The sequence below is a fragment of the Nocardia sp. CA-135398 genome, from assembly GCF_050955845.1.
Lineage (GTDB): Bacteria > Actinomycetota > Actinomycetes > Mycobacteriales > Mycobacteriaceae > Nocardia.
The window spans coordinates 2,106,480-2,125,413 of sequence record NZ_CP192084.1; the positions used below are offsets into that span (position 1 = coordinate 2,106,480).

An 18,934-nucleotide genomic window follows, 5' to 3' on the forward strand; every position below is an offset into this window, starting at 1 on the left:
TGTTCCATCGACTGGAGTTAACGTCATTGACCACGCCGCAGCCTGCTACAGGAACTTGCCCAGTTCTTTATGGATCGCCCACCGAAGGTGCCGACGACCGATATCCGCTGTATACGGCTGTTCGGCTGCCGAAACAAATTGCATTTCATTTCGCGTAGGCGACCGGACCAACACCAGATCTATGCGCGCTTGGGGCGCCGTCACAAAAAGGGGAGTTATGTTGAGTTGTCCTGTGGCCCATGGGGCTCCTGGCGGTGGCACGGACGACGACCGCGTTTCGCTCGACGATGAGAAGTTCATCCGCGATCCGCATGCAGCACTGGAGCAGTTGCGGGGCGAGTACGGGACGCTGGCACCGATCTACTTGGCGCCGGGCATACCGGCCACTCTTGTGCTCGGCTACAGGACTGCGGTGCAGATCCTCTTCGACCCCGACCATTTTCCGGCCGATCCACGCCTGTGGGAGGCGACTGTCGCCGCTGACTGTCCCCTGCGGCCGATGCTGGCGTGGCGGCCCGCTGCGCGGTTCACCGACGGGCCCGAGCACGCCGAGTACCGGAACGTATCCCGCGCCGCCATCGACCCCGTCGACCTGTACGCGATGCATGCCACCGTCGAAGATCTCGCCACCGCACTGGTCAACACCTGGATCGAGACAGGTAGAGCCGACCTCGCGAGCCATTATGCGCTCCCGCTTACCTTCGCCGTACTCAACAATCTCATCGGTTGCCCTGCGGATATCGGGAAACGGGTCACCGCTGGCATGGCCGCCCGCTTCAACGCCACCGCTTCATCGGAGCAGGGCATGAACGAGTTGACCGATGCACTGAGCGAATTGGTGCAGCTCAAACGTGACCAGCCCGGTGACGACATGACCACGCGGCTGATCAACCATCCGATCAAACTCCGCGACGAAATCACCAAGCTCCGCGACGACGAAATCGTCGCTCAGCTGGCGAGCTTCTACGGCGCTGGCATCGAGGCGACGCGCAACCTGATCGTGAACGCTCTGCACTTGATGCTCACCGACGACGCATTCGGTGGCAGCGTGCTCGGCGGCAACCTGTCCCCCCGCGACGCCGTCGACTGGGTGCTGTTCAACAACCCGCCGATGGCCAACTTCTGCATCACCTACCCGAGGCAGCCGGTCCTGATCGACCACACTTGGCTGCCCGCGCATCAGCCGGTCGTCATCAGCATTACCGCCTGCAATCTCGACCCGCACGCCTGTGGCCAGCTCACCATCCCCGGTCTTCACAACGAGCCAGACGCCGTTGTTGACCGCACCGGCAACCGGTCCCATCTCGCGTTCGGCACCGGCGGTCACGCTTGCCCTGCCCGAGATGTGGCGTACCAGCTCGCGGTAGACGCACTCGTCTACCTGCTCGACCTGGTCCCCGAGATCAAGCTGGACCCCGCCGAGGAGTTGGTGCCCCGTCCAGGCCCATTTCAGCGGGCGCTCGAGGCGCTGCCGGTCGTGTTCCCCAAAACCAAGCCGATCAGAGTGCCGCCGCGGACTGCGCCGCGAATTCAACCGACAAGAGGGTGACGTATGCATACCGGGCAACCGAGTAGAACCGCGCTGTTCGTTGCGAACGCACGGGCCCGCCACCAGGCCGACGAGAATCGGATCTTCACCGATCCACTGGCTGTGCGGATCCTGGGCGATGAATATCTTGCGTCATCTGCTGAATTCGACCAGGGCCAAAGTGGCGAGCTCGTGCGTGCGAGAGAGCTTTTCATGAATGCGCGCTCTCGATTCGCCGACGACACCGTGACCGCCGCTGTCGCGGCAGGCACCGATCAGGTGGTGATCCTCGGGGCCGGACTGGATACCACCGCCTATCGCCACACCATCCACGCGCGATTCTTCGAGGTCGACCACCCTGACACCCAGGAGTGGAAGCGGCACCGACTGGCCAAGGCCGAGATCGCGATACCGGCGTCGCTGACCTTCACCCCCGTCGATTTCGAACAGTCCTCGCTGGAGGCCGCGCTGGAGGAGTCGGGTCTCGACCGCACCCGGAGAACCCTGTTCATTTGGCTCGGTGTCACCATGTACCTGACCGAGGCATCGGTCTTCGAGACCCTCCACTACATCGCAACCGGCCCTTCGCAATTGGTGTTCGACTACTTTTACCCACTCGACTCGGCGGGCGATCTCACAGGCACACAACTACGGAACCGAGCGAAACTTGTAGAACGCGCCGGTGAACCGTGGCGCAGCTTTTTCACCGCGGCGGAGATCGCCACGATCCTGACCAAACTCGGCTTCCAGGAGATCGAAGACAGTTCCGCGTCAGAGCTGTTGGCTACCTATGGTGTTCGGATTTCTCGCTCAACCGACTCAGGACCGCACCTGATTCACACCTGCACGGTGTGACGTCGCGCATCGCAGGTAAACGAATCTGTTTACGTACGAGGTACTTTCCGATTGGGTGATCGCAACAGTGGCTGTCATGTGCCGATTTTCGGTCGTCGCTGTAGACAGCGCCGCCCGTCAGCCGGTCCGATGCAGGCGCGGACGGGCGGCGGGTGTGTGCTGGGTCGACGTCGGTCCAGTGCACGCCAGTGCCGTCACAGCGCACGATGAGGCGCGCGCCGTGCGCGACGGACCCGGCCGCTCGGACACTCGCACCTCGAGGTGGATCCCGCACAGCAGCCCGCGCCCCGTGTCGAGACTGCGCGGTATCCAATCGGGCGTGCGGTGACCTGCAGATCCGGCCGGATGCCCCGGCCGCAGCCGGAGGTGACGACGACTGATCGGGCGAAGACCAGCCTTGGCGGCAAATAGGCCCCCGCTATCTGGTGGCCAGAGCAGCAAGAGCCGTGTAACGAGAGGTTACGCACGCTTTCGTGGTGGCCGGGGGCTGAAACGCCCCCGGCTATTCGACCCGGCCACCCGACGATATGTCTTGCTTGAGCTAGACAGCAGCGAACTCGGCGGCGCGGATGCCGGCAGTGAACGCTTCCCATTCGCGTTTTGTGAAGACCAACTCGATGACGATGTCGACGGCGCGGATGTCGCGAAGAGTGGTGTTCCCGCTATCGGGGTCGTACACGACTTCGGGAATGTCGTACTCACCACCAGCCTCGATGCGGCCTGCGGCCACGGCCTGGAACGTCGACCAGCTGTGACGGGGGATTTTGATCACCGGCTGCTGGGCACGGATGCCGTCGTACTTGCTGTCACGCAGATGGACCATTCCGTCCGGCGCGAACAGCACCTCGACACAGCTGTTCGCATCCTTGCTGAACGAGGACTTGAACCATCCACTGCGAGCTGCCGTACCGGCGTTAATCATGGCGTTTATCCTACTCTAGCTGCGGTTTCTTCGATTAGAGCCAGCGTCTCGTCAGGGTCCAGTGAGTTGCGCTGGGCTTGCTCGAACGTGACAGAAAGGTCACGTACGAGATCCGGATCCTCGATTACTCCGGAGACTGCGGCCGACTCGTGCCAGCCAAGGGTTGGCAGCATCGGGCGATCGAATTCGATCACGTAGAAAGCGGCTCCACCGATGAGGTAGCCCTTGGGCGATTTGAACGGCATCACCCGAATGTCGAGCGTTTCGGGATGGGTACGGATGAGGGTGGAAAGATGCCGGAGTTGCTCTCCCAGGACTTCTTCTCCACCGATCTCCTGGTGTAGCGCTGCTTCGCTGATGACCGCGTTCAACCTCAGTGGGTCATCGCCGGACAGGCGCTCTTGTCGGATCATGCGGGCCTCGACGCGCTTCGGGACTTCCTTTTTCGGGATGAAGACCTCGTCGCCGTCGATCAGCGCTCGGGCGTAGTTCGAGGTTTGCAGTAGACCTGGAATCAGCAGGCTTTCGTAGCAACTGAGTTCGGATGCGCCGTACTCCAAGCCCCAGAGGCGCTGGTGCTCGACGCTGAATAGGTTTGGGAATTTGGCCCACCAGCCAGGTCGGGTAGTTGCAGCACGCAACGCCAGCAGGTCGTCGCGTTCTTCGTCGCTCAGGCCGAACAACTTGATCAGCAACCGAAGCTTGTCCTCGGCCAGCACTTTGCGATCTTTGTCGACCTTGCTCCAGTAGCCAGGTGTGAAGCTGAGGTGGTGCGCGACCTCGGCCGCTGTCAAGTCTCGTTCGGCGATGTGCGTACGAATTCGCGACGTCAGTTCCCAGCGCGCAACGGTGGGCGAAAGCGGTGCCACGTCCGGCTCCTCTCCAGCTAGGGCGACTGCGGACCAGAGACTACACGTAGATCCTTTACTGTCCGCAGGATATTTCTCCAGGCTATCCCTTGCGTTGGTCATGTTGACCAACCTACGGTATGTGTGTTGGTCCTCACTGTTGTGAGGTACTTCGCGTGAGCGGGCGGTCGACGCTCCACCAGACACCGATCCCCGGCAATCCGGGGGACAGCAGGGGTGATGAATATGCAGCTCGTTTCGCGGCTGCGTTCGGACCCGAATACCCGCCGGACTGGGAGATATCGGATGAGCGCACTGGGATCTGCGGACAAAGCGATCGAGATGTGTGGCTACTACCGGCACGTATGTGGGCTGGATGCGTTCGTGCGTGATGGCGTCGGCCCGATTTTCATACGGGTCGGTGGGGCCGGTGCCGTGAGGATGCCCGCGCCGTTGGGGCGGCGGGTCCGTGACCGGCTGGTTGTGCCGGGCCCGATCGTGATCGAGATCGATGACGCGTCGCGAGCTTGGTGGACGATGCTCACTGGTGCTGTCGGGCATCACCTGTCGGATGTGGCTAGCTTCGGGATGCTGTCGGCCGTTGAAGCGCAGCTCGTGCCCTACGGGCATGAGATCCGGTTGCCGACACCACGCGACGGCAAGTTCCGGTGGCTGGTGACGCCCAAGGATTCCTATCGGCCACCGCCGGATCACGTGATAGACGCGGTCCGGACGTGCAGGGGCGAACGATGAGCCCCGATACCGGCCCCGTTGGATTGCGGCCATCGCAGACAGGGGAGGCAACCGCGCCGCCGGGGCCAGGGCGACCCCGCGCATCAGGTACGTCGGTCCGGGCGAATCGCGCGCCCCGCATGGTGGAGACCGCAACGCCGTCCACGGACACTGAAACGGCAGATCAGTGCGGCGCATATCAGCGGCTTCTGGGACTTCCGGTGGTTGTCGTGCCTGGGTCGAGGCGAATCGTGTTGCGCAGACTCGATGGTCTGGTGGATGCGGTGGTCATGCCGTCGCAACTGGGCACGAACGTCGCGTCGCGGCTGGCAACCGACGGGCAGCTCGGTCCGGTAATCGAACACCAGCAGACGGCGCGGACGACGTTTGTGACCGGTCCGCCGGATGGATACGAGCACACGATCTTCGCCACTCTTATACGCCTGAACGCCAGTCTCGGTGGCTCCTATATCGTGCTGCCATCACCGGGCGACCGACTTTCCGGCGACTGGCGTTGGCTTTTCCTGCCGTGCAATGGATTTCGACCGGCGATGCGGGTCGTGCTGGACGCGGTGGTGGCGGTGAGTGAGCGATGACGACACTCACGTTCGGTTACCTGCAGCTGTCGTTGGTTGGCGCACGCCGGGCCGAGGTCGAGCAGCACATCGAAGCGTTCGCCGCCCGGCATGGGCGGGCGGTAGACAAGATCGCGTACGAACCAACGCCACCGATTGCTCTGCTGCGGTCACTGCTCGAGGTGCTGAATCGCCAATCCGGCGGGCGGACACTGCCGACCCTGGCCGAACTGGCCCGCAGGCAGGGTATCGAGTTGGACCGGCTTCTCAACAGTAGGCCAGCCACGGCGGTGTTCTGGTCGCTGGTGGCGGAGTTGGATCGCGTGGGCGGCGGCTATATCCTCACGCCGTCGCCGAGGCACCTCGATGGCCTCGGTTCATCGAGATCAGCTCTTCTGCACCGAATCTCGCAGACGCATCCCGCGATCACCGTTGTCTATACCGACCCCGCGCCCGACCAACCCGACGAGCGACCCTCCGAGCATCTGGACGAGGCGCGGTCGGGTGTGGTGTGCCAGTTCCGTGTGGCTGCGCTGGGGTGTGCGGTAGAAGTCGCCGCTCTGAACGCCCATATCGGTCTGACGAGGGCCGGGCTGGGCGACATGGTCGATCAAGTCGACGCGTTGCTGCGCGAAATCATCGGCAGCGCAGTCGCATTCGATTCCGAGACGGCACCGGAGGTGGCCAACCAGCTGACGGTCGAGGTGATGCGTGATCCCGAGACGCTCAGGGTGCTGGCCCATGAGACCCGCGACCATGCGGACGAACCGGTCAGCGCCACCGTTGCCCGGCTGTGTGATCTGCCGCCTGGGGGCCGCGTCACTCGAACACGATCAGCGACCGGGGGCACCCTGACCTGCTGCGAGCTACCACTGCGGCTCCACGACCAGCTCGATGAGTTCCGTCGAGCCGAATCACCCCCGCATGGAAGCCCGACCCCAGCTCTCGGCGCACGCGCGGCCTTCTCCGATCGCGGCGATGGGGACTGGGCATGACCGGGCGAGCGCGGGGTGAGGTCAGATCAATGAAACCTCCCCGGTGTGTCCGCCACATCCGTATCGAATCCGGTGCGCTCACCCTGGATTTCCAGGGCAGCGCCGAGCACATCGGTTGCGTCGCGGTCGAACTCGCCGCCACCACCATCGACGATCTCATCGTCACCGTCGATGACAACGTCGGCCCCGATCTTCCCGCCCTGCCGTGCGCCGCGCTGTGGGCATAAGCAATCCACCGGTCGGCCTCGCCGAGCCGCCCACCGTCGCCACCACAACCACCAAGTCACGCCGTACACGCGGCCCGACTGAGAAAGCAATCAATGGAGGCAAGAAAACGATGACCGCAATCACTGCCGGGATCGACGACACCGACACCGCGATCGAACAACGCCGAGCCGTGTATCGAACAGAGTTCGGGTTCAATACATTCCGCGATGACCATGGAACTATCTGCATGATCGCGAGCCGGATCTCGGCGATCGTGACAACCAAACGCCTCGGCCAGCAGATCACCGCGTTACTCGCCTCGCAGCCCACCCCGGTGTTCTCCGTCGGTACCCGCCTGTGGGTGTTTCTGACCGATGGCCCGACACCTACCGACAACACCACCCAGTTATCGAACGATCTGTTCCGCTACGGTGCCAGCCCGCTGTATCCCGGCGCGGTCGTCGCGCTCCCGACACCCGGCAGCGACAAGCGGTGCTGGCTGTATCCGCCCGCAGGTGAGCACCGGCCCTGTTTCGCCGCCGTGGTCGGTGTTGTGGAAACCGCAGCGACCGCAGCCGCCGCCGCTGTTGTCGCGGAAATGCCAGCAGTGCAAGCGGGTTCGCGATGACGACCGCTCCGACACCGCCGCGCCGGTTACTGGACAACCAGCTCGACACCGCGTGGCTGGACTGGATGAGCGACAAGCACGCGCGATTGAAGACGTTCTTCTCCCACGACGTGCCCGCTATGCCAACCGACCGCCACTCCGCGGCGGGACTGCGTACCGCCGAGCACGCGCTACTGACGCGCTTCCCCTCCTTAGCTGAGGAGGCCCCTGACGATGACACTCTGATGGGTTTCGGCTGCTACCTCGGTGAGGTCTTCGTGGAAAGCCTCGACGGGTACTGGATCAACGAACCGTTCCCGAATCCCGCCCTACCCAGGGCGACGGTGCGTTTCGAGTACGCCGACGTCCGGCTCTGCGTTCACGAACCCGTGGTGCTGGCCCTGCACCACCGCAGCGGCACCCACTGGCAGCACATACATGCGGCGCAGTCGGCCCAGTGCGCGGCATGGCGGAAATCCGGGCGCAGCACCCGCTGATGAACACCGACCACTTTGGAGAGCCTCGATTGACGACCCTCGACGATGACCGTATTGCCTTGGTCTGCGCTGCGCCGCTACCGACACTGGGTGAGCTGGTCGCAGCGATGAGCGGCGACGTGCCGGACGATCACCCCGCCGTGCAGATTCTGCGGGCCGGGTTTCTGCTGGCCACCATCGACGACTGGGTACTACCGGATCGCGTCGTCACCGATCAGGGCGATCTCGGATCGCAAGTGCTGTGGCATGTCGGTGTTTTCGACATATGCGATCTGGTGCGCGCGCATCTGATCGACCGCATCAACCGCGCCGCCGCCCGGGGTGATATCGGCCCGGCCATCGACAAACTCGCTCGCGCCTGGTGGGAGTACCGCCGCACCACCGGCTACCGCGAATCCTCCCTGGACATCCTCCTGCACCAGAAGGCGACCACCGCGCTCACCCAAGCCCGTGCGCACTACACCCGACTGCACCGCACTGCACAAGCAACGATTGGCCTGAGCCAAAGGCGGCATCTCGATGGCGCGCAATAACGCCACCTGCGCGGCGACGGCGTGGTGGTTACCGCCACCGAGCAGGATGGCGGGGTCGTCCCTGGCACGGTCAGCGTGCTCGACGCCTGGATCAGCGACGCCAACGCCTGGCCCGATTCTTTGCCGAGGACATGCCAGCTCTGGGGCTGGCCGATTCATGGTCGACCGCTGGGCTCGGCCTCACAGCATAGGCGCGCGCCTACGCGGTTGGTTTGCGGAGAAGTGCATGAAAGTATTTGTTCCGCAAGGGTTATCAGATCATCGGTGGCGGTGTCCGCGCCGCGCACCTGTCGAGGGAATAGGAAACGGTTGTTGTTGATCGGCGGATCAGTCATGGGCGTCATCGTCGTGCTGGTGTTGCTTGGTATCGCTGCCGCGGCTTTGGATCCACGTGGCCGTGCAGAGCGACGCGACCGAGTCGATTCCCAGGTGCACGAGCATGTTCGGCGGCAGTCTCAGTGGCCGAGAACTTATTATCTACACCGTCGATGACCCTGGTCTGTCCGGCTTCGGTTGTGCTGCTGGCAGATTTGACCGTCTGCAACGATGCCCCGCGCGTGCCTGGTACTCGGTGGACGCGAGGGTCGACCGCGGCCGGTCAGGACGGCATCGGTCCGCTGTAGGGCTGTCGGTAGCTCATGCAGAATCGGACGTCGGGGGAGCCTGGGACGTAGCCGAGTTGGACGCTTTCGGAGTACGGCTTGCCGGTGGTGGGGTCGCGGAGGTGGACGAGGTCGTCGGGGTGGCGGCCGTAGGCGACCGCGATGCTGCTGTTCCAGAGCGAGCTGAACGTGGCCGAGCCGCACAGGTTCTGGAAGAGGGCAAGGGCGTGCGGGGTGTCGCGGTGGCGTCCGAGCGCACCGCGCAGTGTCGCGACCAGGTAGGCGGCAACGCCATCGCGGTCCACGACGATGTGTTCGGAGGCGGGCGTGGTGGTGCCGGGGTGGAAGAACCACAATGCGATGTTGTCGCTGAATTGTTCGATGCTGGGCAGGCCCGCAGTCAACCGATCGTTGGCCAGGACCAGGTTCCACAGCGGATCGATGTAGGCGCATGCGATTCCCCGGTCGCCGAGGCGGGCCAGTTTTACCCGGCGCTCGGGGGTGGCGGTGCGGGTGCGTAATTCCTCGATCGAAGGCAGAGGGACCGGGGGGCGGGCCAGGTCGCGGGTGTAGCGTTCCTGAGCGCGATCGAGGTCGTAGGCGGTGACGATCCTGTCCAGTACCGCTGGTGAGGGCGCGGCCTGGTTGTGTTCGATCTTTTTGAGCATGTCCGCGCCGATGTGGAGGTTGGCGGCGGCGCGCGGGCGGGCGAGCTTGTGTCGGTCGCGAATCTGGCGTGCCCAGCAGCCGAGGTCGGGCATTCCCGAACAGTGCGCACTGGAGCGGTTGCGTCGGCGTCGTGGGTGGTGTGCTGGGTCCGTCGTCGGTGTCATTTCTGCCCCTCCTGCTACGGTCTTCCGTACTTCCTTCCACGTGGGGTACGTTGAAGGGTTAACTCCCCGAGTTGATTCGTTCTTACCAGACGGAGATCGTCCCGACAAATATTATTTCTGCGAGCTGGCCGATAAATAGCCACAGGTTTCGGTGTGGCATACGTGGCGTATTTGCTGTACCCGTGCATCAAGGTCAAGCGTTCGGAAAGTTTTCTACTGACAAAACCGTTACCCTTTTCGCGCATCGGCGCTGGCCACCATGTCGAGCCGAGGAGGTAATGGTTGTGGTAGCACAATTCTTCCCTCTCGAAAGGGTAGCGCGGCAGCGATTTTCGGAGGTGTGATGGTGAGGCAACTACACCTCCTCCGGTAAAGGAAAATCGTGGACATATACAATATTCTGTCGCTGCTCAACGCGGGCGCATCGCTGGTCTCGAATGTGCTGGCGGTTGCCTCGCAGGCATTGAGCATGGTCCTTGTGTTCGTCTGATCGGCCGTGCCGTTGCCTCTGATATAGGGAATACGGTGACGAGTCTCCCGGCTGTGGTCGAGCAGTCGGGAGACGCCAGCCTTTCTCACACGTTTTCGCGCGCATTTCCGGATCGTGTTGTTTTCTTCCTCTTTCGTGTAAAGGGTTATTTCGTCATGTACGAAAACGGGAACACATCCCTCACCGCCGTCGCGCTCCCGGAACACGGTTGCGGCCCAGAGACCACCTTCCCCCACATCGCGGGCGGGGGCGACTGCTGTGGGGTGGCCGCATGTTGGCTGTTGGTGCGGTGCGGTGATGATGCTGACCGAGTTGGAGGCCACCGCTGTGACGGTCAGCCTTGTCGTCGACGAAGGCGGGGGCATCACCCCGGTCCAGCCCGGAACGCCGCACCTGCACCGCCACCACCGGCTGTGCCCGCCGCCCGAGCCTCGCGCGGTGTATCCGCAACAGCCTCCTGAAGTCCGCAACATCACGGCGCGGCGCTCGCAACCCTCACCCGCTCCTGCCTGTGATGTGAACACCTGAGGAGCGACCCTCGCAGAAGCGCTTTCGCCTCTGCGAGGGCCGCGATAACACGCGCCCGCCCCCCGCGCATTTCACCACTCTTTCTCATTTATCGCCCCGACCGATGAAGGGTCTATTCGGCATGTCCAAAACACGGAAATCCCCCCGTTCACTTCTGGTCCAGAACTGTGTAATCGGCGATGCGCGCCGAAACCGTGTGCACACCAGTTTGTCTCGCGGCGGTAGGTCGGTTGTCGCTGGCGCGGTGCCTATCGTGATGTTGCTGTCGGCGGCGACCTCGAGCGCAACCGGTGCGCCTGCGGCGATCACCGATCAGCCCGGTGTCACCAGCCCCGCCCAGCCTGGCACTTCCACCCCACCTGCGCCGGAACCCGTACCGCCCCCGGTGTACTACGCGCAGCCCCCCGAGATCCGCAACGGGTCCGGGACCCGCCCGGCACCGTCGGTGGACCTACCTGTGGAGCCGATCGCGATCGCGGATCTGCATTTGCCCGAACCGGTGGAACCGGTAGCGCCGATCGAGCCGCCGGAGAACACGATTCGCGTCGGGCAGTGGGAAGCACCCCGCCCGGACTGGCTTCCCCCGGAGTGCGCGGACGCCATTAACGACGCTGCGGCAGGTGCTGAGGCGCAGGTCGCGACCGCGCTGGATTCGGTCGGTATCCCCGCCGGACGCTCCGATCGTGTCACCGGGGCCACCTTGGGTGGGGCCGCGGCCGGTGGTATCGGAGGCGCGGTTGTTGCCGGAGCACCGGTCGCGGCTCTCGGCGCTGTTGTCGGCGGTCTCGTTGGCGGCACGGTCGGCGGAATCGCCGGTGCACTGGTCGGCACAGTCATACCGGTCCCGGTCCTCGGAACGATCACCTCCGGTGTGGCCGGAACCGCGTTAGGGGCGGCGGTAGGCGCGGTCGTGGGTGCGGTCGTGGCCGGGGTTCCCGCCGCTGTTGTCGGTGCGGTCGCCGGTGGCACGGTGGGTGCGGGGTTCGGTGCCGGTGTGGGGGTGGGGCAGCCATGATCCCCACGACGAAGAGCCATGCGCGCATCGTCGCGGGGATCGCGATGGCGACCGCACTCGGCGCAGCTGGGGCGATGAGCGCGACGACTCCGAGCGCGGTAGCGGTGCCTGTCAATGGGTGCCCGGCACTGTATGTGCTGGGAGTGCAGGGCACCGGGCAGTCCTCACCTGTGGCGGACCCGCTGGTCGATACCGGCATGCTCGGTGCCCTGCTCGGCCCGGTGGTGGCGGCTGTCCCGGATCTGGTGCAGCGCAGCTACATTGCCTATCCCGCCGGGTTCGGAGGAGCGGTGGGCACCGGCGGCGGCCCCGACGCCTACGCGGACTCTGTCCGCGACGGCGTGGCCGCACTCGAGGCTACCGCGCAGCGGATCGCCGCCGATTGCCCGGACACCGCTTTGGCTGTGGTCGGGTATTCCCAAGGCGCGCAGGTGGTGTCGGAGTTCGCGCGAGCTGTCGGTGCGGGCGAGGGGCCGGTGAGACCCGAGCGGGTCGCGGGTATCGCGCTCTATTCCGATCCTGATCGCGCCCCCGGATCACCTGTGATCCCGGGCCGCCCTGGACAACTCACCCCCGACCCGGCCCCTGGCACAGCGGGGGCGGCGGTGTCGACGGTGGCGATCACCACCGCGCCCGCGTCCGGCAGCGGGATCGCTGCTGGCGACGGCGTCGATTACGGCGCGTTGACCGGTCGGGTCGCCTCGATCTGTGTCGAGGGCGACTTGAGTTGCGCGGCACCCGATCACGCCGCCCTGTTGCGGATGGCCGCCGAGATCGCCGCCCAGGCCGACCTGCGTGATCCCCTAGCAGCGCTCGGCTCAATCCAGGCCCTGCTCTCGGATGTGCTCGGTGATGCCTGGATCACGGTGGTGAACCGCGACTTCCGCCTCGGTCCCGGCGTAGTCGACTATGTGCCCGCGGCGAGTCTCGCGCAGCGGCTCACGGCCGCTGCCGATCCCCGCACTTCACCTTCGTCCCCGGAGGAGACGGCCGCGGCGACGGCCCGGTGGGCGCAGATCGTCGGGGTTGTGGCCTCGGATCCGGTCGGGCAGTTGCCGAAACTGGCCGCCCAGCTCTCTGGTGCGTGGGGGCAGTTGGTCGCCGACAACGCCGATCTGATGAATCCGACTGTGTGGCTTCGATACTCCGATCTGGTCGGCCGCCACACCGGTTACGCCGCCACCGGACAACTCGCCAGCGGGATCGCGTGGATGACCGCACTGGCCCGCGACCTCGCCGGGAGGCAGCCATGACCGCTGATTTCTACGACATCCCGACCCTCGACGGCCACCGTGCCGGGGACCTGGTGCGGACGCGGCCGGTGTTCGTGCCGCAACTGACCTGGGCGGCGGGAGCGTGGCAGATCATCTACGTCTCCACCAATGCTCGCTCCGAACTCATCCCCGCTTCGGGGATCGTGCTGATTCCTGAGTCGGTCGCCGCCCCCGGTGCCACCGCGATCTTGTTGTACTGCCCGGAGTTTCGCGGACTCGGCGGGGTGTGCGCGCCCTCGAAGCTGCTTGCGATCGGCGCCGAACCCGACACCACGGGGATCGAGGCAGCCTTGCGGCGGGGGTGGGTGGTAGCGATACCCGACGGCGAGGGTCTCGGCCTCACTGGTGCCGGGCCGTATACCTTTCTCGCTGCTCGTGCCGGGGGCCGGGTCGTGCTTGATCTCGCGCGTGCGGTCTATCGAGGCGCGAATCTGGATGTCCCGGTCGCGCCGGTTCTGGCGTGGGGACATACCGACGGCGGGCGAGTGGTCGCCGCCGCCGGTGAACTGCACCCCTGGTACGCACCCGAGCTGGATCTACGCGGCATCTGCGCCGGAGCCGTGGCTTCCGACCTCGCGGCGCTGGCACCCGCGTTCAGCCAGGGTGCGGGCGCGGCAGTGGGGCTGGCCGCGTTGATCGGACTCTCGCGAGCCTACGAGCACATCCCGCTGCGCCACATCCTGAACGAGGACGGAGAACAGGCCGTCGCCGAGGCGCAACACCTCACCGGCACCGAACTGCTGCAACGGTTCCCGCAACCCTTGGCGCACTGGTGCCGACGCCCCGACCCCTGGAATGACCCGTGGTGGCGGCGTGTACTGGCGTTGGAAACCCTTGCCCACACCAAGCCGGTAATGCCGCTGCACCTGTATCACGGCAGTGCCGACGCGATCGTTCCGGTGCAGGCCGGACGTCGCGCACTCATCGCCTACCGGCAACGCGGAACTGAGGTCAGCTGGCGCGAATACGATGCCAGCCACCGCGACACCGCGAGTGCGGCGACCGGCGATGTCCTCGCCAGGCTGGGCGAGGACATCACTCGCCGGCCGCCGAATACCGGGCGCGTGCCGCCGGACTCCGAGCACGCGGCCCACTCCTAGACCCCTCCGGGGAACCCTGCCCGCACCCCGAACGACTCCCCCTCCACAGGGTGCGGGCAGGCCACCGAGTTACCCAATCCGAGAACAACTCCCGATGAGGCGAGGTGAATGAATTCCCGCAAGAAGCCCAAGCCCAGTGAGGCCGACCCGTGGGCCTGGCTCAAACAGCCGCGAATGGGACCGGCTCTACACCTAGTGTCCGACCCCGACCCCGACCCCGACCTCGACCCCGATCTCGATTCCGAGACCGGGGTCGAGGCGAGTCCGCAACCATCCCCGCAGCAGGGCCGCTGGCTGGTGGCGTTGCCGCAGACTCGGGACACGGCAGACACAGCGGTAGCACGGCCACTGTGGAACACTGGCGGGTATCGGGTGCCGGGCCGTGTGTGGGCCACGCTGGCGGCCACAGTGGCCGTCGTGATCGGTGTGGTGGCCATGTGGGGCAACGACTCTCGTAACCCTACTGATCCGGTGCGCGCCACGACGGTATCGGCGAGCGCCACGTCGGCGGCGGAGGGGGCGTGTACCGGGTTGTCGGGCACCGTGGTCACCGACCGCCCCGCAGACACCACCGCCACCGTCGCGGGAGTGATCGCCTCCTTCGAGGCCGCGTACTACGCCCAGCGCAGCGCTGAGGCGGCGATGCGGCTGCTGGCACCGGAGTCCGGGATCACCCACGACGGCCTCGCCGCCGGGATCGACTCGATTCCGGCGGGCAGCACCCATTGTGTTGCGGTGACTCCGATCTCGGAGACGACCGCGAACGTGCATGTGGTCGAACTGCATCCGGACCGGCAACGGGTCGACTATCTCCAGGTGATCAACACCCGCCCCGGTGAGGGTGGTGGCCTGCTGATCAGCAACGTCCAGGGGCAAGGATGACCACAACCGGCGCAAAGACCCCCATCAATCGAACCCGCCTGCCCGGTTCCGTCGCGGCGGGCACCGGCGTGGAGTCGTGATGGCTGCGAGCGCCACACCAGCGGGCTCGCAGGCACCGCTGTTGATCACGGTCACGGGCCTGGGCCCGCGCGCCGGGACCACCACCACGACCGTGGCTCTGGCCCAAGCCTGGCCAGGCCCCGAGCCCTCGCTGGTGGTGGAGGCCGACCCCGCAGGCGGGCAACTGGCCGAATTGGTCGGCGGTGACCCATATTTGGGGCTGGCGAGCCTGGCACGCGTCACGGACCCGGACTCACCGATCGAGGCGGCGCGGGTGGTCGAGCACGTGCAATTCCTGCCCGGTGGTGTGGCGTTGCTGGCCGCGCCACCCGGGCGTGATGCGGCTCGCGCGGGGCTGACCGACTCGCTGCTAGCTGGTGCGGGCTGGCGATCGCTGAAGGCTACGGTGTTCGCCGATTGCGGTGTCGGCGAGCCGGATTCGGTCCTGTCCCCGGCCTTGGCCGCTGCTGATGCCTGCCTGGTCGTCGTACGCGCCGATCACATCGACCCCGAACGCGCCGGCCGCCGCATCCTGGCGCTCACCGAGAGGTGCCGTCGCCGTGGAGTGCTGCTCATCGGTGATAGCCCAAGCGGTGACTTCGCCTCGGCCCTCGCGCTGCCGATACTGGGAGCCCTGCCCACCGCGCGAGCCTCTGCCCAGGCGCTGCTGTATGGGACCCGGCCCCCACGCCACGGTCGGCGCCTGCTGCCCGCGGCACGCACTATCGCGGCGGCCGTGCGCGAGCAGCTGCGCCCGCCGCGACCGGCCCCCAGCGCCGCGGGTCGGCGGACTCGCCCGCCGATCCGCCAGGCCGCCGCGGCGGCCCGCCGCCCCCCGGCTGCGCCGCCGACGGTGTACCGGCTCGACCCCGCCACCACATCCACACCTGTACGCCCGCGACCGGCCCCGGAGACGGCTGCGGCCCACACCCAGCCGGAGCCCGCTCCCGCGCGCGTACCGGCACCCCACCACGCCGCACCTCACCACACCACACCCGGCCCCATCGCACCCAGCGCCACCCAGGAGCAGACCAACCCGCACGACAACGACCGGCCCGCCGATTCCTTTGCCCCGCAAGGCCACCACGAGCCTTCGAGCACACCATCGGCGAGCCCCAGCTCACCGCAGCGCAGGAGCGAGCATGTGCTGGCGATCAAGGTCTTCGGGCCGACCCGGATCCTGTGGCAGGGGTCCGGGGGCGGTGAGGACGTGGAGATCACCGCCCGGTTGCAGCCACGCAGCCGGGAAGTCCTCACCGTGCTCGCCCTGCATCCAGAGGGACTGAGCCGGTCCAAGCTGACCTATGTGCTCTGGGGTGAGCATCCCCCCGACCGGCCCGGCGGCGCGCTCACCAACACCTTGAGCCGTCTGCGCACCGCCATCGCCACCGCCACCAACGGCCAGGTCACCGCACTGCTCACCGACGACCGGCTGCACTACCGCCTATCCGAGGTCGGGATCACCGTCGACTATTGGGAATTCACCGCGGCCGTGGCCGCGCGCCGCCGCGCCAGCGGTGATGCCGACCAGGCCGCCGCGTGCCGCCGGATCGCTGCTCTGGCGACCACCGTCCTGGCCACCGACCTCACCGACGCCTGGGTGGAACCGCTCCGCGAAGCCGCGCGCCGCGACGGACTCAACGCGCTGAGCTGGCTGGCCCGCAACACCGACCTCGACCCTCGCGCCACCCTGGGCCTGCTCGAGACAGCCATCGAGAAAGACCCCTACAACGAAATCCTCTGGCACGACATCCTGCGCCTGCACGCCCGCCTCGGCGAACACGACGCCCTCACCCGCACCTACTCACTGCTCACCCATAAACTCGCCGAGATCGGCGAATCCCCGAGCCACGAAACACACCAACTCCTCGAACACCTCCGCCGCACCACAAAATAGAATCCGTCAACACCGACCACCCGCGGCCGGAGATGAGAGAAACCGCGACAGTCCATCCCGAAATACCGGGAACCGTAAGTTTCTCGTCGTATATCATCGGTGCCGGACGGAATTGTTTATATAATGACCGGGGCGCAGTTCCATCCTCGGTTAATCGTCCGAACCGGGGCGGGTATGCATTCGATTCTCGATATTCAGACTTATTCGAGCAACGCCGTGGATCAATTCTTGGAATGGGACACCGCTTCGCGATCGTGGCGTGGTCAATTGGTGGGGCATTCCGTGGGGTCTTCCGTGGGGCATTCCGTGGGGCGGTCAAAACGCCCCACCCGGACGCGGCAAAATCCCTGCTCAGACTGCATATCCCCGGCTGGGTGTCATCCAGGATTGTCTATATACAAAGCTATATAGACATGCTTCACCGGCTCTCGTCGTGATCTCCTGGCATCCGTGCTGCATTTGTTCCTTCCCTTGCGGGTATCTCCAGGTCCTGCTTTATCTCGTTCTTATCTGTCATTCTTTTCTTTATCTTTTTTTGTTTGTCAGCGGTGTCGTCGTCTCGGTCGGGTGTGGCTGTGCGCATTTCATTCCTGTCTTGCGTTGTCGAATATGGGGGGGCTCGCGGAAGAAAATTCCGGAAATTGCCGCGTTTTCAGGTTGTGGACTCGCTGTGGGCCGAGCTAGCGTCGTGACATGCCCCGGAATTCGCCGGGGAATTCACGAAATCCCATTGGTGGCCTCGCCACACGTATGCCACGATCCGCGTGATGTGTGCGTGAATTGGGTTCGACTTTCAGGAGATGAAATGACATCACCCGCTGCGCCGGTACCCGCTTCCGGTGCCCGTTTGGGTAATGGTGAATTGCGGCGCATGGTCGCCGGTGTCCTGGCAGACAATCCGGGGCGCGAGCATTCCCCCCGCGAGATCGCGAAAACCCTGTCGCGTTCCTCCGGTGCTGTCGGTAACGCGCTCGAGGCACTGACCGCCGCCGGTCACGCCGACCGCACCGCCACCTCGCCACGCCGCTACCGCGCCAACTCCCACACCGCCGGAACCGCTACCGCCCCCGCCACGCCCACTGCTCCCGCTACCCCGGCCCCGGCCGCCCCTGCCGCGACCGCCCCACGTAGGCGGCCCCGGACTGCCAAACCGACGAGCGGGCCGGTGAAGCGTCCGAACGGGCAGATGTATCACCCGCGCAAACTCGCCGGTAGCGCTGATGTGAATGTGCTGCAAACGATGCGCGAGGCCGAGGTTCCGGTCCTGCTGTACGGGCCACCCGGAACCGGGAAGACGTCGCTGATCGAGGCTGCGTTCGGCGACCTGCTGACCGTGCAGGGCGATGGCGACACCACCGTGGCCGATTTCGTGGGCGAATACACCCAGGCCCCGGACGGCACCTTCGTGTTTGTGCACGGCCCCCTGGTGAGGGCGATGCGTGAGGGCAGGGTGCTGTTCGTCGACGATGCCACCCTGATCCCGCCAACGGTGCTCTCGTGTGTGTACCCGGCGATGGACGGCCGCCGCGAGATCGTGATCAAAGCCAACGGTGGCGAGGTCATCACAGCCGAGCCCGGGTTCTACATCTGCGCGGGCCACAACCCCGGCGTGCACGGTGCGATCCTCTCCGATGCCCTCGCCAGCCGGTTCGCGTTCCAGGTGCAGGTGTCCAGCGATTACGACCTCGCCACCAGCCTCGGGGTGAATCCGAAAGCGGTTCAGGTGGCCCGGAATCTGTCCACCCGCCAAACCAAAGGCGAGATCGGGTGGGCACCGCAACTGCGGGAACTGTTGGCCTTCCAGAAGATCGCCACCGCCACCACCGCACTGACCGCCGCCGCCAACCTCATCGGCACCGCGCCCGAGGAAGACCGCGCCATCGTCGCCGAGGTCGTCAAAACCGTGTTCGGTGCCACCCTCGAGCCCTTGTCCCTGGGCACCCGCCTGTGAAAC

At 65.6% G+C, this 18,934-nt stretch carries 19 protein-coding genes; 16 read left to right on the plus strand and 3 right to left on the minus strand.

The window, feature by feature from the left end; genetic code table 11:
* Positions 1 to 232 precede the first annotated feature (232 nt).
* Together ACQP1T_RS09435 and ACQP1T_RS09440 are read left to right on the plus strand one after the other, a co-directional pair.
* Positions 233 to 1,549 (plus strand): cytochrome P450, encoded by a 1,317-nt coding sequence (locus ACQP1T_RS09435; RefSeq protein ID WP_433759563.1) that lies wholly within the window; start codon positions 233 to 235, stop codon positions 1,547 to 1,549.
* A gap of 3 nt (positions 1,550 to 1,552) precedes the next feature.
* Positions 1,553 to 2,383: a class I SAM-dependent methyltransferase gene (locus ACQP1T_RS09440; RefSeq protein WP_433759564.1), complete on the plus strand. Its 831-nt coding sequence runs from the start codon at positions 1,553 to 1,555 to the stop codon at positions 2,381 to 2,383.
* Between the two features lie 541 nt (positions 2,384 to 2,924).
* Here ACQP1T_RS09440 and ACQP1T_RS09445 read toward each other — a convergent pair.
* Positions 2,925 to 3,305: a DUF397 domain-containing protein gene (locus ACQP1T_RS09445; RefSeq protein WP_433759565.1), complete on the minus strand. Its 381-nt coding sequence runs from the start codon at positions 3,303 to 3,305 to the stop codon at positions 2,925 to 2,927.
* Between the two features lie 5 nt (positions 3,306 to 3,310).
* Positions 3,311 to 4,174, minus strand: coding sequence for a helix-turn-helix domain-containing protein (locus tag ACQP1T_RS09450; RefSeq protein WP_433759566.1), 864 nt, complete (start codon positions 4,172 to 4,174; stop codon positions 3,311 to 3,313).
* Between the two features lie 285 nt (positions 4,175 to 4,459).
* On the opposite strand from ACQP1T_RS09450, the gene ACQP1T_RS09455 reads away from it, so the two are divergent.
* From ACQP1T_RS09455 to ACQP1T_RS09485, 7 genes are all read left to right on the plus strand, one after another.
* The gene (locus tag ACQP1T_RS09455) at positions 4,460 to 4,906 is read left to right on the plus strand and encodes a hypothetical protein (protein WP_433759567.1); all 447 of its coding nucleotides are present in this window, start codon (positions 4,460 to 4,462) and stop codon (positions 4,904 to 4,906) included.
* A gap of 233 nt (positions 4,907 to 5,139) precedes the next feature.
* Positions 5,140 to 5,481 (plus strand): hypothetical protein, encoded by a 342-nt coding sequence (locus ACQP1T_RS09460; protein ID WP_433759568.1) that lies wholly within the window; start codon positions 5,140 to 5,142, stop codon positions 5,479 to 5,481.
* Positions 5,478 to 6,455, plus strand: coding sequence for a hypothetical protein (locus tag ACQP1T_RS09465; RefSeq protein ID WP_433759569.1), 978 nt, complete (start codon positions 5,478 to 5,480; stop codon positions 6,453 to 6,455). Before ACQP1T_RS09460 ends, ACQP1T_RS09465 begins: the two co-directional genes overlap by 4 nt.
* Positions 6,456 to 6,484: 29 nt before the next feature.
* Positions 6,485 to 6,682, plus strand: a complete 198-nt coding sequence (locus ACQP1T_RS09470) for a hypothetical protein (protein WP_433759570.1) — start codon at positions 6,485 to 6,487, stop codon at positions 6,680 to 6,682.
* Between the two features lie 110 nt (positions 6,683 to 6,792).
* Positions 6,793 to 7,290 carry a hypothetical protein gene (locus ACQP1T_RS09475; protein WP_433759571.1) on the plus strand — a complete coding sequence of 166 codons (498 nt, stop codon included), beginning with the start codon at positions 6,793 to 6,795 and terminating at the stop codon, positions 7,288 to 7,290.
* Positions 7,287 to 7,766 (plus strand): hypothetical protein, encoded by a 480-nt coding sequence (locus ACQP1T_RS09480; RefSeq protein ID WP_433759572.1) that lies wholly within the window; start codon positions 7,287 to 7,289, stop codon positions 7,764 to 7,766. The genes ACQP1T_RS09475 and ACQP1T_RS09480 overlap by 4 nt, the downstream gene beginning before the upstream one ends.
* 29 nt (positions 7,767 to 7,795) lie before the next feature.
* Positions 7,796 to 8,299 (plus strand): hypothetical protein, encoded by a 504-nt coding sequence (locus ACQP1T_RS09485; RefSeq protein WP_433759573.1) that lies wholly within the window; start codon positions 7,796 to 7,798, stop codon positions 8,297 to 8,299.
* Positions 8,300 to 8,897: 598 nt separating this feature from the next.
* Here ACQP1T_RS09485 and ACQP1T_RS09490 read toward each other — a convergent pair.
* Complete coding sequence (locus tag ACQP1T_RS09490) at positions 8,898 to 9,662, minus strand: hypothetical protein (RefSeq protein WP_433759574.1); 765 nt, start codon at positions 9,660 to 9,662, stop codon at positions 8,898 to 8,900.
* A gap of 859 nt (positions 9,663 to 10,521) precedes the next feature.
* Here ACQP1T_RS09490 and ACQP1T_RS09495 point away from each other — a divergent pair.
* From ACQP1T_RS09495 to ACQP1T_RS09525, 7 genes are all read left to right on the plus strand, one after another.
* Positions 10,522 to 10,752, plus strand: coding sequence for a hypothetical protein (locus tag ACQP1T_RS09495; protein ID WP_433759575.1), 231 nt, complete (start codon positions 10,522 to 10,524; stop codon positions 10,750 to 10,752).
* A 253-nt stretch (positions 10,753 to 11,005) separates the two neighbouring features.
* Positions 11,006 to 11,767, plus strand: coding sequence for a hypothetical protein (locus ACQP1T_RS09500; protein WP_433759576.1), 762 nt, complete (start codon positions 11,006 to 11,008; stop codon positions 11,765 to 11,767).
* Positions 11,764 to 13,020: a cutinase family protein gene (locus tag ACQP1T_RS09505; RefSeq protein ID WP_433759577.1), complete on the plus strand. Its 1,257-nt coding sequence runs from the start codon at positions 11,764 to 11,766 to the stop codon at positions 13,018 to 13,020. The genes ACQP1T_RS09500 and ACQP1T_RS09505 overlap by 4 nt, the downstream gene beginning before the upstream one ends.
* Positions 13,017 to 14,141, plus strand: a complete 1,125-nt coding sequence (locus ACQP1T_RS09510) for a lipase family protein (RefSeq protein WP_433759578.1) — start codon at positions 13,017 to 13,019, stop codon at positions 14,139 to 14,141. Before ACQP1T_RS09505 ends, ACQP1T_RS09510 begins: the two co-directional genes overlap by 4 nt.
* Positions 14,142 to 14,249: 108 nt before the next feature.
* A complete protein-coding gene (locus ACQP1T_RS09515; protein ID WP_433759579.1) occupies positions 14,250 to 15,023 on the plus strand; it encodes a hypothetical protein in 774 nt (257 codons plus the stop codon).
* 79 nt (positions 15,024 to 15,102) lie between these two features.
* Entirely contained in the window at positions 15,103 to 16,980 is a 1,878-nt protein-coding gene (locus ACQP1T_RS09520; RefSeq protein ID WP_433759580.1) for a BTAD domain-containing putative transcriptional regulator, read from the plus strand.
* Positions 16,981 to 17,785: 805 nt separating this feature from the next.
* Positions 17,786 to 18,931, plus strand: a complete 1,146-nt coding sequence (locus ACQP1T_RS09525; protein WP_433759581.1) for an AAA family ATPase — start codon at positions 17,786 to 17,788, stop codon at positions 18,929 to 18,931.
* The last annotated feature ends 3 nt before the right edge of the window (positions 18,932 to 18,934 follow it).